Annotated in this window: 13 protein-coding genes; 8 read left to right on the top strand and 5 right to left on the bottom strand. The window is 67.9% G+C overall.

Annotation, left to right across the window (positions count from 1 at the left end; translation table 11 throughout):
- The first annotated feature begins 61 nt into the window (after positions 1-61).
- A complete protein-coding gene (hisD, locus tag BLV63_RS11790; protein WP_066215440.1) occupies positions 62-1420 on the top strand; it encodes a histidinol dehydrogenase in 1359 nt (452 codons plus the stop codon).
- Between the two features lie 98 nt (positions 1421-1518).
- Entirely contained in the window at positions 1519-1968 is a 450-nt protein-coding gene (gene nrdR, locus BLV63_RS11785) for a transcriptional regulator NrdR (RefSeq protein ID WP_066215438.1), read from the top strand.
- Between the two features lie 141 nt (positions 1969-2109).
- Here nrdR and ppgK read toward each other — a convergent pair whose 3' ends face one another.
- Both ppgK and map read right to left on the bottom strand, forming a co-directional pair.
- Positions 2110-2874, bottom strand: a complete 765-nt coding sequence (gene ppgK, locus BLV63_RS11780; RefSeq protein WP_107003495.1) for a polyphosphate--glucose phosphotransferase — start codon at positions 2872-2874, stop codon at positions 2110-2112.
- A gap of 85 nt (positions 2875-2959) precedes the next feature.
- Positions 2960-3838: a type I methionyl aminopeptidase gene (gene map / locus BLV63_RS11775; RefSeq protein WP_066215432.1), complete on the bottom strand. Its 879-nt coding sequence runs from the start codon at positions 3836-3838 to the stop codon at positions 2960-2962.
- Positions 3839-3879: 41 nt separating this feature from the next.
- Between map and BLV63_RS18370 the strand changes: the two genes are divergently transcribed.
- Positions 3880-4044: an SPOR domain-containing protein gene (locus BLV63_RS18370; RefSeq protein ID WP_139244683.1), complete on the top strand. Its 165-nt coding sequence runs from the start codon at positions 3880-3882 to the stop codon at positions 4042-4044.
- Between the two features lie 25 nt (positions 4045-4069).
- Here the strand turns inward: BLV63_RS18370 and panB are convergent, their stop codons facing one another.
- Positions 4070-4954 carry a 3-methyl-2-oxobutanoate hydroxymethyltransferase gene (panB, locus tag BLV63_RS11770; protein ID WP_066215430.1) on the bottom strand — a complete coding sequence of 295 codons (885 nt, stop codon included), beginning with the start codon at positions 4952-4954 and terminating at the stop codon, positions 4070-4072.
- 150 nt (positions 4955-5104) lie between these two features.
- Between panB and glnA (BLV63_RS11765) the strand changes: the two genes are divergently transcribed.
- The 4 genes from glnA (BLV63_RS11765) to BLV63_RS11750 are packed head-to-tail and all read left to right on the top strand — an operon-like array spanning position 5105 to position 11806.
- A complete protein-coding gene (gene glnA / locus BLV63_RS11765; RefSeq protein ID WP_066215428.1) occupies positions 5105-6445 on the top strand; it encodes a type I glutamate--ammonia ligase in 1341 nt (446 codons plus the stop codon).
- Between the two features lie 10 nt (positions 6446-6455).
- Entirely contained in the window at positions 6456-9482 is a 3027-nt protein-coding gene (locus tag BLV63_RS11760; RefSeq protein WP_066215744.1) for a bifunctional [glutamine synthetase] adenylyltransferase/[glutamine synthetase]-adenylyl-L-tyrosine phosphorylase, read from the top strand.
- Positions 9483-9512: 30 nt separating this feature from the next.
- A complete protein-coding gene (locus BLV63_RS11755; protein WP_082724223.1) occupies positions 9513-11045 on the top strand; it encodes an amino acid ABC transporter substrate-binding protein/permease in 1533 nt (510 codons plus the stop codon).
- Positions 11042-11806 (top strand): amino acid ABC transporter ATP-binding protein, encoded by a 765-nt coding sequence (locus BLV63_RS11750; protein WP_066215426.1) that lies wholly within the window; start codon positions 11042-11044, stop codon positions 11804-11806. Before BLV63_RS11755 ends, BLV63_RS11750 begins: the two co-directional genes overlap by 4 nt.
- Positions 11807-11939: 133 nt before the next feature.
- On the opposite strand, the gene BLV63_RS11745 is transcribed toward BLV63_RS11750, so the two are convergent.
- Complete coding sequence (locus tag BLV63_RS11745; RefSeq protein ID WP_066215423.1) at positions 11940-12425, bottom strand: NUDIX domain-containing protein; 486 nt, start codon at positions 12423-12425, stop codon at positions 11940-11942.
- Between the two features lie 82 nt (positions 12426-12507).
- On the opposite strand from BLV63_RS11745, the gene BLV63_RS11740 reads away from it, so the two are divergent.
- A complete protein-coding gene (locus BLV63_RS11740) occupies positions 12508-13266 on the top strand; it encodes a potassium channel family protein (RefSeq protein WP_066215420.1) in 759 nt (252 codons plus the stop codon).
- A gap of 127 nt (positions 13267-13393) precedes the next feature.
- Here the strand turns inward: BLV63_RS11740 and glnA (BLV63_RS11735) are convergent, their stop codons facing one another.
- Complete coding sequence (gene glnA / locus BLV63_RS11735) at positions 13394-14818, bottom strand: type I glutamate--ammonia ligase (protein ID WP_066215418.1); 1425 nt, start codon at positions 14816-14818, stop codon at positions 13394-13396.
- Positions 14819-14858: the final 40 nt, after the last annotated feature.

Here is a 14858-nt window from a genome sequence, read left to right as displayed (position 1 = left end):
GTGGCGGCCGTGTGACGTGGGCGCTTTCGGTCACCGACTCCAGGATCGATAAACTGGAGCGGTGACTGACACCCGTGACGCTTCCCTGGACCGAGCCGACTTCTTCCGCACCGTGGACCTGCGGGGCAGGCATCTGAACCGGACGGAACTCAAGGCCGCGGTGCCCCGGGTGCATGAGGAGTCGAACCAGCAGGCCGAGGAGGCCGTGCGGGGCATCATCGCCGAGGTCCGCGCACGCGGGCACCAGGCACTGCGCGAGCTGGCGCAGCGGTTCGACGGCGTCGTCCTGGACAGCGTGCGGGTTCCCCGCGAGGCGCTGCGGGATGCCCTCGCCGGGCTCGACGCCGGGGTGCGCGCCGCCCTGGAGGAGTCCATCGACCGTGCCCGCCGCTTCGCCGAGGCCCAGCGCCCGGCGGACGTGGAGACGGTCCTGGCGGAGGGCGCCGTCGTGCGTCAGCGCTGGATCCCGGTCAACCGCGTCGGCCTGTACGTGCCGGGCGGTCTCGCACCGCTGGCCAGCTCCGTTGTCATGAACGTGGTCCCGGCCTTGGCGGCCGGTGTGGAGTCGGTGGCCCTCGCGTCCCCGCCCCAGAAGGACTTCGGCGGTCTGCCGCACCCCACCATCCTCGCCGCCGCGGAACTGCTCGGCGTGGAGGAGGTCTATGCGATCGGCGGCGCCCAGGCGATCGTGTCCTTCGCCTACGGGGTGCCGGCGGATGGACCGGAAGAAGCGCTGGAGGCCGTGGACCTCGTGACCGGTCCCGGCAACGTGTTCGTGGCCACGGCCAAGAAGCTCGTCCGGGGAGTGGTGGGCATCGACTCCGAGGCCGGCCCCACCGAGATCGCGGTCCTGGCCGACGAGACGGCTCAGCCGGCCCTCGTCGCCGCGGACCTGATCAGCCAGGCCGAGCACGATCCCCGCGCCTCGAGTGTTCTTGTCACCTCGTCGGTGGACCTCGCGGAGGCGGTCCGGGAGGAGCTCCTGCGCCAGGCCCGCACGGCCCGGCACTCCGAGCGCATCCTGACCGCCCTGTCCGGCCCGCAGTCCGGTGTGGTGCTGGTCGACGGTCTTGAGCAGGGGATCGCCGTCGCGGACGCCTACGCCGCCGAGCACCTGGAGATCATGACGGCCGACGCCCCGGCGGTCGCCGCCCGGATCCGCAACGCCGGAGCCATCTTCGTGGGCGACTACTCCCCGGTGAGCCTGGGGGACTACTGCGCGGGATCCAACCACGTGCTGCCCACCTCCGGCACGGCGCTGTTCTCCTCCGGTCTGAACGTCACGACCTTCCTCCGCGCCGTCCAGGAGATCGAGTACTCGCGCCAGGGCCTGTCCGAGGTCCGCACGCACATCGAGGAACTCGCCGAGGCGGAGAACCTTCCGTCGCACGGCGAAGCGGTGTCGATCCGCTTCCGCTGAGCGCGCGACAGACCGTGTGACCACAACATGTGGTAATTACATCCTTGTACTTTTACAAGATGTGGTTCTAAACTGACTGCAGCCATAGAGGAGGCGTAGTGTACTGTCCGTTTTGCCGTAACGCCGACTCCCGGGTCGTGGACAGCCGGGTCACCGAGGACGGCTCGTCGATCAGGCGGCGCCGCCAGTGCACCAACTGCTCCCGGCGCTTCACCACGGTGGAGACCACGAGCCTCTCGGTGCTGAAGCGGTCCGGAGTGGCCGAGCCGTTCAGCCGGAGCAAGGTCATCAACGGTGCGCGCAAGGCCTGCCAGGGACGGCCCGTCACCGAGGACGATCTGGCCGTGCTGGCGCAGGAGGTCGAGGAGACCGTCCGCGCGAGCGGTGCTGCCGAGATCAAAGCCCACGAGGTCGGACTGGCGATCCTGGAGCCGCTCCGTCGGCTGGATGAGGTCGCCTACCTGCGCTTCGCGAGCGTGTACCAGGACTTCGATTCCCTGGACGACTTCGAGAAGGCGATCGCACGCCTCAGGTCCCAGGAGGACTGAGTTCCCGAGAGGACTGAGTTCCCGGAAGAGGGTCCGCAGAGCTCCCGGTGCCGGCGGAGGGGAAGCCGCCCGCACCGGGCACCAACGGAGAGGGCCTGTCAGCCACCGGCTGACAGGCCCTCGCCGTTCACTCAGTGAGGTTCACTTCACGAGCTTGTGGTGCTGCGCCACCTGAAGCGCCGCCCCGACGATGCCCGCCTCGTTCTTGAGCTTGGCCGGGATGATCGGGGTGCGCAGGTCGAGACGGGGCAGGTACTCGTCCGCCCGCTTGGAGATGCCGCCGCCCACGATGAACAGTTCGGGGGAGAACAGCATCTCGACGTGGCTGAAGTAACGCTGCAGCTTGACCGAGTACTCCTCCCAGCTCAGACCGTCGCGCTCACGGGCCACGGCGGACGCCTTCGACTCAGCGTCGAAACCGTCCAGTTCCAGGTGGCCGAGCTCGGCGTTCGGGACCAGCTTGCCGTCGAAGATGAACGCCGAGCCGATGCCCGTGCCGAGCGTGATCACGAGGACCGTGCCGTCCACGTCCTCGCCCGCGCCGTACCGGACCTCGGCGAGGCCGGCGGCGTCGGCGTCGTTGATCACCTCGACCGGGCGGTCAAGACGCTCGGAGAGCAGCGCGTTGATGTCCACGCCGATCCACGACTTGTCCACGTTCGCTGCCAGCCGGCAGACACCGTGCTGGATGATGCCCGGGAAGGTCACGCCCACCGGGGCCTTGGCGTCCGGTGCGCCCTCGCGGGAGCAGAGCTCGTCCACGATCTGCGCGACGACCTCGGAGACGGCCTCGGGGGTGGCCGGCTGCGGCGTGGGGATGCGGAAACGCTCGCCCACGAGCTTGCCGTTCTTCAGATTGACGATCCCACCTTTGATCCCGGTGCCGCCGATGTCGACGCCGATCATGGCCGGGTGCTTCTTGCCGGTGTTCTCGTTCTTGCTCACGCTGATCCTTCGGTGCTGCGGACGGTTGCAGGGGGCAGGCAGGCGCCTACGGCACTGTGAGAATCTCAGCGCCGGTTTCGGTCACCACCAGGGTGTGCTCAAATTGCGCGGTCCGTTTGCGGTCCCGGGTCAATACGGTCCAGTCGTCCGGCCACATATCCCACTCGATGGTGCCGAGCGTGAGCATGGGTTCAATCGTAAACGTCATGCCCGGCTCGATCACAGTGTTGTACGCCGGTGCGGCGTCGTAGTGCGGAATTATTAAGCCCGTGTGGAATGCCTCACCCACACCGTGGCCGGTGAAGTCCCGGACCACCCCGTAGCCGAAGCGCTTGGCGTACGACTCGATGGTGCGGCCGATGACGTTGATCTCGCGCCCGGGGGCCACGGCCTTGATGGCGCGGCGCAGGCTCTCCTCGGTGCGTTCGACCAGAAGGCGGGACTCCTCGTCGACGTCGCCGACCAGGAAGGTGTAGTTGGTGTCACCGTGCACGCCGTGGATGTAGGCGGTGATGTCGATGTTGAGGATGTCCCCGTCCTCGACCACGGTGGAGTCGGGGATGCCGTGGCAGATGACCTCGTTGAGCGAGGAGCAGAGGGACTTGGGGAAGCCGCGGTACCCGAGCGTGGAAGGGTAGGCGCCGTGGTCCAGGAGGAACTCGTGCCCGACGGCGTCGAGCTCGTCCGTGGTCACGCCGGGCGTGATGTGCTTGCCCACCTCCACGATCGCCTGGGCCGCGATCTTGCTGGCGATGCGCATCTTCTCGATGGTCTCCGGCGACTTGACGGCGCTGCCGGTGAACTTGGCGGGTGCCGGCCGGTCCACATATTCGGGCCGCTCGATGTTCGGCGGCACAGGACGACGCGGGCTCACGATTCCGGGGGTGAGCTTACCCAGAGGTGCGGTTTCAGCTACTGGTGGCATACGTTTGATAGTAGTCGTCACTCACAAGGAGGAATGGAATCATGCCGCAGTACTGGTACAACATGGTCACCCACCAGGTGGAGGAGGACGCCATGAGCGATTGGAGCCAGCTTCTCGGCCCCTACGACACGCGCGAAGAGGCCGAGAACGCTCCGCAGAGCGTGCAGCGGCACAACGAAGCCTGGGAAAAGGGCGACGAGGACTGAGCGTCCTCGGACGTCCGAGGACGTCTCAGAAGGAGTGTTCCGGGCCGGGGAAGGACCCGTCCCGGACCTCCTCGCCGAAGGTCCGCGCCCCTTCCAGGAGGTCCTGCCGGATCCGGGCGTACTGCTTGACGAAGCGGGCCATGCGGCCACCGCGCAGGCCCATGGCGTCCTGCCAGACGAGGACCTGGCCTGTGGTCACATTGCCGGCGCCGATGCCGACAGTCGGGATCGTGAGCGCCGCATCGACCTGAGCGGCGGTGGCCGCCGGGACCATTTCCATCAGCACGGCGAAGGCGCCCGCCTCCTGAAGTGCCAGGGCATCCTCCACGAGCCGCGCGGCGTCGTCGCCCCGGCCCTGCACCCGGTACCCGCCCAGCGCATGCTCGCTCTGCGGGGTGAAACCGATGTGGCCCATGACCGGGATGCCGGCCTGGACCATGGCGCGCACGGTGTCCGCGTAGTAGGCGCCGCCCTCCATCTTGACGGCGTGAGCCAGGCCCTCCTTGAGGAATCGGACCCCGGTGGTGACGGCCTGTTCGATCGACGCCTCATAGGAGCCGAACGGCAGATCCGCGAGCACGAGTGACCGCTTGGCGGCCCGCGCCACGGCGCGGCACAGCGGCAACAGCTCGTCCACGGTCACCGGGAGGCTGGTCTCGTTGCCGAACACGTTGTTCGACGCGGAGTCGCCGATCAGCAGCACCTCGATGCCCGCTTCGTCGAAGATCTCCGCCGTGTACTGCTCATACGCGGTCAGCATGGCGAAGTGACGGCCCTCCGCCTTGGCGGCCTGCAGGTGGTGCAGCCGCACCCTTCCGGCCGGAGCGGACGACGACGCCGCGGGGCCACTGCCGTACGGGGCGCTCGTCTCGCCCGGGGTGCTGGAGCTGGCGGATTCACTGTGCGTCATGTCTCCGAGCTTAATGCTGAACCGTCAGGGGCGCCGAATTGCGGGACGCCGGGGGAATGACGGCCCACAGAGCCCCTGGCCTGGGTAGAGTTGCATGCAGCACAGTACAGCCCCGGCCGGCGCCGGGATCCAGAGGGAAGTGAGGGCAGCATGGACCGCCAACAGGAATTCGTGCTCCGGACGATTGAGGAGCGCGACGTCCGGTTCGTCCGGCTCTGGTTCACGGACGTGGTGGGCTCCCTCAAGTCCGTGGCGCTGGCCCCCGCAGAGGTGGAGGGCGCGTTCGCCGAAGGCCTCGGCTTCGACGGTTCGTCGATCGAAGGCCTCGCCCGTGTCTACGAATCCGACATGCTCGCGCAGCCGGACCCTTCGACCTTCCAGATCCTGCCCTGGCGCGGTGAGACCGAGCAGACCAGCCGCATGTTCTGCGACATCCTCACCCCGGACGGTCAGGCCAGCGCGGCGGATCCCCGCAACGTTCTCAAGAGGACCCTCGCCAAGGCCGCGGACATGGGCTTCACCTGCTACACCCATCCGGAGATCGAGTTCTACCTGCTCAAGTCGGACAAGCCGGGTCCGGACGGTCTTCCTGTCCCCGTGGATGAGGGCGGCTACTTCGACCACGTCCCCGGCGGCGTGGCCCAGGACTTCCGCCGCACCGCGGTGACCATGCTGGAATCCGTGGGCATCTCCGTGGAGTTCAGCCACCACGAGGCGGGCCCGGGCCAGAACGAGATCGACCTGCGCTACGCGGACGCCCTCCAGACCGCGGACAACATCATGACGTTCCGCACCATCATCAAGGAGGTGGCGCTCCAGCAGGGCAGCTACGCCACGTTCATGCCGAAGCCGTTCACGCAGCACCCCGGTTCCGGGATGCACACCCACTTCTCGCTGTTCGAGGGTGACACGAACGCCTTCCACGAAGCGGGCGCCGAGTACGAGCTGTCCCGCACGGCCCGCCAGTTCATCGCCGGGATCCTGCGCCACGCACCGGAGTTCACGGCGATCACGAACCAGTTCGTGAACTCCTACAAGCGCCTCTGGGGCGGGGGAGAGGCTCCGAGCTACGTGTCCTGGGGCCACAACAACCGCTCCGCCCTGGTCCGGGTCCCGCTGTACAAGCCGGGCAAGGGCAACTCCGCCCGGGTCGAGTACCGCGGGATCGATTCCGCGGCCAACCCGTATCTCGCGTACGCGGCCCTGCTGGGCGCCGGTCTCAAGGGCATCGAGGAAGGCTACGACCTGGCTCCGCCGTCCGAGGACGACATCGCGTCGCTGTCCACGGCGGAGCGCAGGGCCCTCGGCCACGACCCGCTGCCGGCCAGCCTGCATGACGCCATCAACGCCATGGAGAACTCGGAGTTCATGGCGGAGATCCTCGGAGAGCAGGTGTTCCAGCACTTCCTGAGGAACAAGCGCGCCGAGTGGAACGACTACCGCCTGCAGGTCACGCCGTACGAACTCCAGCGCAACCTGGGGATCCTCTAACGCTGTGGCGATGAGTGTCGCCCGCCGTCTCATCGCGGCGGGTTTCAGTGATGTTGAACGGGCCGAGCGTTTCCTCGGGGCCCCCGAGCTGGACGGAGTGGACCGGGACCTGCTGTTCGCCGGTCTCGTCCAGTCCGCCAACCCGGACGAGGCGCTGCTGTCACTGGTCCGCCTCCTTGAGAAGGAGAAGACGTCCCAGGGCACCGTGGGGCGCCTTCTGCGGGGTGACCCGGAGGAAGCCGAGGCGATGTACCGCCTCCTCGGCAGCTCCGTGGCACTGGCCGACTTCCTGCTCCGGAACCCCGGGGAGCAGAGCGTTCTGGAGACCCGGGTCAGCCCCGAGCCCGTCCGGATCCCGGGCGAGGATCTGCGGGCTTCGCTGCTGACCTCCGTGGGCGCGGATCCCCGGGCGGCGACGCCGGTCGCGGCCCTGACCGGTGAAGAGGGGCAGAGTGCCTTGCGCGTCCGCTATCGCCGGCACCTGACCGAACTGGCCATCCGTGACCTCGGGGCGGCGGATCCCCGGGACTACATGCCCCAGGTGGGGGCCGAACTCGCCGATCTGGCGGCCGCCGCGCTGGACGCCGCCCTGGCCGTGGCGCGGGCCGAGGCGGGCGCCAAGTTCTCACCGCTCGAGGTCGACGCCGTCCGGCTGGCGATCGTGGGCATGGGCAAGTGCGGCGCCCGCGAGCTCAACTACATCTCGGACGTGGACGTCATCTACGTGCTGGATTCCGAGGGGCTGGACGAGGTCCGGGCCGTGGAGATCGGGACGTTCCTCGCCGGCACCCTCGCCCGGATCATCTCCCATTCCGGGCGCGAACCCGGGCTGTGGGAGGTGGACCCCAACCTCAGGCCCGAAGGCAAGGACGGGCCGCTCGTCCGCACCCTCGAATCGCACCGGCAGTACTACGCCCGCTGGGCGGAGAGCTGGGAGTTCCAGGCGCTCCTGAAGGCCCGGGCCATGGCCGGGGATCCCGAGCTGGGCCGCCGCTATCAGGAGATGGTGGAGCCGCTGGTCTGGTCCTCCGCGGGCCGCGAGGGCTTCGTTGAATCGGTGCAGGCCATGCGCCGCAGGGTCACGGACAACATCCCGGCGGCCGAACTGGCCCGCCAGATCAAACTCGGACCCGGCGGACTCCGAGACGTGGAGTTCACGGTCCAACTGCTCCAGCTGGTGCACGGCAAAGCCGATCCGGCCCTCCGGGTCCGCGACACGACGTCGGCCATCGCCGCCCTGTCCCATGGCGGGTACATCGGCCGCGCCGACGCCTCGGAGTTCGACCGGGCGTATCGGCAGCTGCGCGTGATCGAGCACCGCATCCAGATGGTCCAGATGCGCCGCACGCACCTCATGCCGGAGAAGGAAGATGAGCTGCGGGCGCTGGCACGCGCCGTCGAGGGCTCCCTGAGCACGGTCCGCCCGACGGCGGACAGCCTCCTGACCTCGTGGCAGAGGACCAAGCGCCGGGTGCGTGAGCTGCACGAACAGATCTTCTACCGTCCCCTTCTCGGCACGGCCGCCTCCCTCAGCTCCGACGAAGCCCGCCTCAGCCCCGAGGCGGCCTCCGCCCGGCTCGCGGCGCTCGGCTACCGGGACCCCGAGGGCGCCATGCGCCACATCGCCGCGCTGACCAGCGGCGTCAGCCGCCGGGCGGCCTTGCAGCGCCAGCTCCTGCCGGTCCTGCTGGGCTGGCTCGCCGAAGGCCTGGACCCCGACGCCGGCCTGCTGGCCTTCCGCCGCGTCAGCGAAGCCCTCGGGGCCACTCACTGGTACCTGGGTCTTCTGCGGGACTCCCAGGCGGCTGCCGAGCGGCTGTGCCATGTCCTGTCGGACTCGCGGCTCATCGCGGACCTGCTCGAGGTGTCTCCCGAGTCGGTGGCCTGGCTAGGCAACAACAAGGAACTGGCCCCGGTGCCGTTCGAGACGCAGTGGCAGGAGATCCGGTCCAAGATGGCCCGGCACCAGGATCCGTCGAGCGCCATGCGGCTCATCCGGCTGATCCGCCGCCGGGAGATCCTGCGCACCGCCATCGCCGACGCGGCCGGGATCCTCGACCAGGACGGCGTGTCACAGGCACTCGCCGACGCGGACCGTGCCGCCATCCTCGGCGCGCTCCACGTCGCCGAACGTCAGGCGGAGGCCCAGGGTGGACTCCTGACCCGCGTGTTGGTGGTGGCGATGGGGCGGCAGGGCGGCCGCGAGATCGGCTACGGCTCGGACGCCGACGTCCTCTACGTGCATCAGGCGCTGCCCGGGGTGTCCGAGGAAGACGCCCAGAAGCAGGCGCTCCAGATTGTGGGGCAGATCTCCAGCCTGCTCACGCAGCCCCTCAAGCCGGCCATCCTGGCGGAGCGGGTGCTCTCCCTCGACGCGGATCTGCGGCCCGAAGGCAAGAACGGACCCATGGTCCGGTCGCTCGAGGCCTTCCGGGTCTACTACGAGCGCTGGTCCCTCGTCTGGGAGGCCCAGGCGCTGCTCCGGGCACGCCCCATCGCCGGCGACGACGGCCTGGCCGAGGCGTTCCTCGAACTGATCGATCCGATCCGGTACCCGGAACACCTCTCGCCCCAGGACGAACGGGAGATCCGTCGGATCAAGGCCCGTGTGGAGACGGAGCGGCTGCCGCGGGGCGCCGACCCGTCCCGCCATGTCAAGCTCGGCCGTGGCGGCCTGAGCGACGTGGAATGGCTCGTCCAACTGCGCCAGCTGGAGCACGCCCATCAGCATCCGGGCCTTCGGACCACGTCCACCATGGAAGCACTGGCGGAACTGGCACGGCTCGGCCTGATGGCCGAGGAGGACGCGGCCCTGCTGGCGGACGCCTGGCGCCTGGCCAGCCGGGTCCGGAGCGCGAATGTGATCTGGTCCGGAAAGCCCTCAGACCTCCTGCCGTCCGCACGGCGGGACCTCGAAGCCGTGTCCCGCTGGTGCGGGCACCCGGCTTCCCACGCTGCCGAATTCGAGGAGCAGTACCTGCGCCTGACGCGACGCGCTCGCGCAGTCTTCGACCGGGAGTTCTACGGGCAGCGCTGAGCGCTCTGCCTGCGACGAAAGGATCAAGGGATGAATCGACAACCGTGGGAGACCTCGCGGCAGAAAGACGGAGGAGGGGCACGGCGCGGCCGGGCCGGGCAGCCTGCCCGCCGTAAGCTGACCGTCCTGGCTCGCGCCGGGGTGGCCGTGCTGACGGCGTGCCTCGCCGTCGTCGGGCTCGCCATGCCCGCCGCCTCAGCCGCCGCACCGCACGAGGTGAGCGGCAAGAAGTTCGTCATCGGCACGGACACCACGTTCGCGCCGTTCGAGTTCCGGGATCCTTCCGGCGAACTGACCGGCATCGACATGGATCTCATCCGTGACATCGCCAAGCGCGGCGGCTTCGAGGTCGAGATCAAGTCGCTCGGCTTCAACGCCGCACTTCAGGCGCTGTCCTCCAACCAGGTGGACGGCGTGATCGCCGGCATGTCCATCACGGACAAGCGCAAGCAGGTCTACGACTTCTCCGACCCGTACTTCGAATCCGGCGTGCAGATGGCCGTGGCGAAGAGCAACAACGACATCAAGGGTTATGAAGACCTCAAGGGCAAGACGGTCACCGCCAAGACCGGCTCCGAAGGTGAGACTGCGGCCAAGGAGCTGTCCGCCAAGTACGGCTTCACGGTGAAGTCCCTCGACCAGTCGGCGACCATGTACGAACTGGTGAAGTCCGGCAATGCGGTGGGCGTCTTCGACGATTACCCGGTCCTCGCCTACGGCATCAGCCAGAACAACGGCCTCAAGACCGTGACGGACAAGATTCCGGGCGGCAGCTACGGCTTCGCCGTCAACAAGGGCAAGAACCCCGAACTGCTCGCGGCCTTCAACAAGGGCCTCTCCGAGATGAAGGCCGACGGCGAGTACCAGAAGCTCCTCGACAAGTACCTCAAGGCCCCCGAGGCCGCGGCCACGAGCAGCTTCTGGGACCTGCTGGTGCAGAGCTTCCCGGCGCTCATGAGCGGCCTGCGCAACACCGTGCTCGTCACCATCATCTCCTTCGCCGTCGCGATGGTCCTGGGCCTGTTCTTCGGCTTCCTCAAGATCTCGCGAAACGTGGTGGCTCGCGGTGTCGCGACGACCTTCGTCAACGTCTTCCGCGGCACACCGCTGCTGGTCTGGGCGTTCTTCTTCTACTTCGGCATTCCACAGCTCACCGGGCAGCCCATCAACATCTGGGTGGCGGGTGTCCTGACGCTGAGCCTCAACTCGGGCGCTTACATCACCGAGATCGTGCGCGGCGCGGTGCAGTCGGTCGATCCGGGCCAGCTGGAGGCGGCCCGGAGCCTCGGCATGGGCTACGGCAAGTCGATGCAGAAGGTCGTGGTGCCACAGGCCTTCAAGCTCATGACGCCGTCCCTCATCAACCAGCTGATCATCATGCTGAAGGATTCGTCCTTGCTCCTGGCCATCGGCTTCGCCGAGCTGCTGTACCAGGGCCAGCAGATCTACGCCGGCAACTTCCGCATCACCGAGACCCTCGTGATCGTGGCGGCGCTGTACTTCGTGGTGATCATGCTCCTGACACAACTGGCCAACTACGCGGACAGGAAGTTCAACAAATGAACACGGGTGCAGAGACGGTCCGTGACGACCGGGCCGAGAAGGTCACGGTCACGGGCCTGAAGAAATCCTTCGGCAGTAACGAGGTCCTCAAGGGCATCGACGCTGTCATCCACGAGGGCGAGGTGGTGGCAGTCATCGGCCCTTCGGGCTCGGGCAAGTCCACCTTCCTGCGCTGCCTCAACAAGCTGGAGGACATCTCCGGCGGCAAGGTCCAGGTCAACGGTTACGACCTGACCGGCGCGAACGTGGACATCAACCAGGTCCGCCGCCAGATCGGCATGGTGTTCCAGCACTTCAACCTGTTCCCGCACATGACCGTGATCGAGAACATCATGCTGGCCCCTGTGGAGACCGGGAAGCTGGACAAGGCGGCGGCACGGACCCGTGGCCTGGAGCTCCTGGCCCGGGTGGGACTGGAGGCCAAGGCCGACGCCCGTCCGGTGTCCCTCTCGGGCGGCCAGAAGCAGCGTGTGGCTATCGCCCGCGCGCTGGCCATGAGCCCGGACATCATGCTCTTCGACGAGGCCACCTCGGCGCTCGACCCGGAGATGGTCGGCGAGGTCCTGCAGGTCATCAAGGACCTGGCCGCCGAGGGCATGACGATGGTCATGGTCACCCATGAGATGGGCTTCGCCCGCGAGGTGGCCGATCGGGTCATCTTCATGGCGGACGGTTACATCTGCGAGCAGGGCACCCCGGACGAACTGTTCGGCAATCCCCAGCAGCAGCGGACCAAGGACTTCCTCTCGAAAGTCCTCTGAGCCGTGGACCTCTGATCCGTGGCCGTTCGCGCGCGAGCCGTGCGGACCTGCTGAACGACGACGGCGGCCGCCTCCCTGCGAGGGGAGGTGGCCGCCGTCGTCGTGGGACCTGTCGCACCCGAAGCAGGTCGCGTCAGAGGATCTCTTCGCGGTCCTGGAGCTCGATGACCCGCTCCTCGCGGAGGGCTCGCAGGGCGGACGTGACGTGCAGCGCGCCGTGCACGCCGAAGTACTCGGGGAGGTCCTGCTCGGCGACGAAACGCCAGCTCAGGAGTTCCTCCTCCTGGAGCGTGATCTCGGCGCCGTCGGGCAGGACGCCGCCGTCGTAGAGGAAGTTCAGTCCGTCGCCGACCGGGTCGGGGAAGGCGGAGTGCCCGATGATCAGGAGCGCGCCGGGCTGGATGTCCAGGCCCAGCTCTTCGCGGCCTTCGCGGCGGGCGGCTGCGCGGGGCGCTTCGCCGGCGTCCACCGTGCCTCCGGGCAGGAGCCAGCCGTCTTTGTAGTTGGGCTCGACGGCGAGGACCCTCCCGTCGGCGTCGCGGATCACCAGTCCCGCGGCGACGCGGCGGCGGGGGAGGGTGCGGAAGTATTCGATGCTTTCCGGGCTGAGTTCTGCCATGATCCGAGCCTAGCAAGAGCGGGTGTCCGCGCAGCAGGCCTGCGACCTCCCGCGACGAGCGGACGGCGAATAGTCTGTCTCCATGACATCGGAACGGTGGCGGCAGGCCACGGAATGGCCCCTCATGGCGGCGGCGCTCTTGTTCCTGGCCGCGTACTCGGTGCAGGTGATCGGCGACGTCTCGGAACGCCAGGCTCAGGTGCTGGAGCTCATCCAGTGGATCACATGGGGCGCGTTCACCGTGGACTACGCGGTGAGGCTGTTCCTGGCGCCCCAGCGCTGGCGCTGGCTGGCCACCCATCTGCCGGATCTGGCGATGGTGGTGCTGCCCGTGCTGCGGCCATTGCGCCTTCTGCGTCTCGTCACACTGCTCCGGGTGCTGTACGGCACGGCGGGCAAGGCACTGCGGGGGAGGATCGTCACCTTTGTCGCGGTGTCGGCCGTCTTCCTGACGTACTGCGCCTCCCTCGCGGTGCTCGACGCCGAGCAGCACGCCGAGGGCGCGAACATCGTCACGTTCGCGGATGCCGTGTGGTGGTCGCTCACCACCATCAGCACGGTCGGGTACGGGGACCACTATCCGGTGACCGTGATCGGCCGGGCGGTGGCCGCGGCGCTCATGGTCTCGGGGATCGCGGTCCTCGGCGTCGTCACCGCGTCGATCGGATCGTGGCTGGTGGAGCGGGTCTCGGCGACGGCCACTGTGGCCGTGGAGCAGGCCGACGCGGATCTGAAGGGCCAGCTGGAACGGCTGCACACCGAGGTGACGCGGCTCGGCCGGCTGCTGGAGGAGTCGCAGGGGACCCGCAAGGAGCCGGTGGTGGGGGAGGAGACGCGTTAGGCGCCCGGGCTGGGGCTCTGTCACGGGAAACGGGAAAGGCCCCCGGAGCATTGCTCCGGGGGCCTTTCTGAGTGCGATCGAGGCGGCGGTTCACGCGGTCTGGGCCGCGATCATCCGCCTCAGGCTGCTAGACGCCGTAGTACAGCTCGAACTCGTACGGGTTCGGGCGCAGGGTCAGCGGGGCGATCTCGTTCTCCCGCTTGTAGGCGATCCAGGTGTCGATCAGGTCCTGAGTGAACACGCCACCGGCCTGCAGGAACTCGTTGTCCGCCTCGAGGGCTTCGAGGGCCTCTTCCAGGGAGCCAGGAGCCTTGGGGATGTCCTTGGCTTCCTCGGCGGGCAGTTCGTACAGGTCCTTGTCGATCGGCGCCGGGGGCTCGATACGGTTACGGATGCCGTCGATGCCTGCCATCAGCTGGGCGGCGAACGCCAGGTACGGGTTCGAGGAGGGATCCGGAGCGCGGAACTCGATGCGCTTGGCCTTCGGGTTGGAACCCGTGATCGGGATGCGGATGCCGGCGGAGCGGTTGCCCTGCGAGTACACCATGTTGACCGGCGCCTCGTAGCCCTTGACCAGGCGGCGGTAGGAGTTCACCGTCGGGTTGGTGAAGGCCAGGACGGCGGAGGCGTGCTTGAGCACACCGCCGATGTACCAGCGGGCGATGTCGGACAGGCCGGCGTAGCCCTTCTCGTCGTAGAACAGCGGCTCGCCGTTGCTCCACAGCGACTGGTGGCAGTGCATGCCCGAGCCGTTGTCACCGAAGATCGGCTTCGGCATGAAGGTCACGCTCTTGCCGTACTCGAGTGCGGTGTTCTTGATGACGTACTTGAACTTCTGCAGGTCATCAGCGGCGTGCACCAGGGTGGTGAACTTGTAGTTGATCTCGGCCTGGCCGGCGGCGCCGACCTCGTGGTGGGAGCGCTCGACCTCGAGGCCGACCTCATCCAGGTTGAGGCACATGGCGTCGCGCAGGTCGGCCTGGTGGTCGACCGGAGCCACCGGGAAGTACCCGCCCTTGAAGGGGGTCTTGTTGCCCAGGTTGCCGCCGGCCTCTTCACGGCCGGAGTTCCACGGAGCCTCGATGGAATCGAGCTTGTAGAACGCGCCCTGCGGGGAGGACTCGAACTGGACGTTGTCGAAGACGTAGAACTCGGCCTCGGGAGCGAAGAAGGCGGTGTCGGCGATGCCGGTGGAGGCGAGGTAGGCCTCGGCGCGCTCGGCGATGCCACGCGGGTCACGGTGGTAGGGCTCGCCGGTGCGCGGGTTCACGATGGAGAAGTTCAGCGCCAGGGTCTTCTCGACGCGGAACGGGTCGATGAAGGCGGTGGTCACATCGGGGATCAGCTGCATATCGGATTCAGCGATGCCCTGGAAGCCGCGGATCGAGGAGCCGTCGAAGAGCTGGCCGTTGACGAAGAAGTCCGCGTCGACCGTCTTGGCGGGGACGTTGAAGTGCTGCTGCACGCCCGGAAGATCGGTGAAACGGATGTCGACGAACTTGACGTCCTCATCCTTGATGAACTTGAGGACTTCGTCCGCACTGGTGAACATGCATGCTCCTAACAGAATTGGGCCGGTGGCCTGAAGGCGA

The organism is Arthrobacter woluwensis (genome assembly GCF_900105345.1).
In the GTDB taxonomy this organism is placed as follows: Bacteria; Actinomycetota; Actinomycetes; order Actinomycetales; family Micrococcaceae; genus Arthrobacter_E; species Arthrobacter_E woluwensis.
This window is presented reverse-complemented; position numbering and strand designations above follow the sequence as displayed.

What these genes read in the sequence shown, in the direction of transcription:
- ppgK (WP_107003495.1), bottom strand. Translation starts at nt 2,874, where the DNA reads ATGATCGGCGTCGACATCGGCGGCACCGGGATCAAAGGTGGGATCGTC.
- glnA (WP_066215418.1), bottom strand. Translation starts at nt 14,818, where the DNA reads ATGTTCACCAGTGCGGACGAAGTCCTCAAGTTCATCAAGGATGAGGAC.
- BLV63_RS11740 (WP_066215420.1), top strand. Translation starts at nt 12,508, where the DNA reads ATGACATCGGAACGGTGGCGGCAGGCCACGGAATGGCCCCTCATGGCG.
- BLV63_RS11750 (WP_066215426.1), top strand. Translation starts at nt 11,042, where the DNA reads ATGAACACGGGTGCAGAGACGGTCCGTGACGACCGGGCCGAGAAGGTC.
- BLV63_RS18370 (WP_139244683.1), top strand. Translation starts at nt 3,880, where the DNA reads ATGCCGCAGTACTGGTACAACATGGTCACCCACCAGGTGGAGGAGGAC.
- BLV63_RS11755 (WP_082724223.1), top strand. Translation starts at nt 9,513, where the DNA reads ATGAATCGACAACCGTGGGAGACCTCGCGGCAGAAAGACGGAGGAGGG.
- BLV63_RS11760 (WP_066215744.1), top strand. Translation starts at nt 6,456, where the DNA reads ATGAGTGTCGCCCGCCGTCTCATCGCGGCGGGTTTCAGTGATGTTGAA.
- glnA (WP_066215428.1), top strand. Translation starts at nt 5,105, where the DNA reads ATGGACCGCCAACAGGAATTCGTGCTCCGGACGATTGAGGAGCGCGAC.
- panB (WP_066215430.1), bottom strand. Translation starts at nt 4,954, where the DNA reads ATGACGCACAGTGAATCCGCCAGCTCCAGCACCCCGGGCGAGACGAGC.
- map (WP_066215432.1), bottom strand. Translation starts at nt 3,838, where the DNA reads ATGCCACCAGTAGCTGAAACCGCACCTCTGGGTAAGCTCACCCCCGGA.
- BLV63_RS11745 (WP_066215423.1), bottom strand. Translation starts at nt 12,425, where the DNA reads ATGGCAGAACTCAGCCCGGAAAGCATCGAATACTTCCGCACCCTCCCC.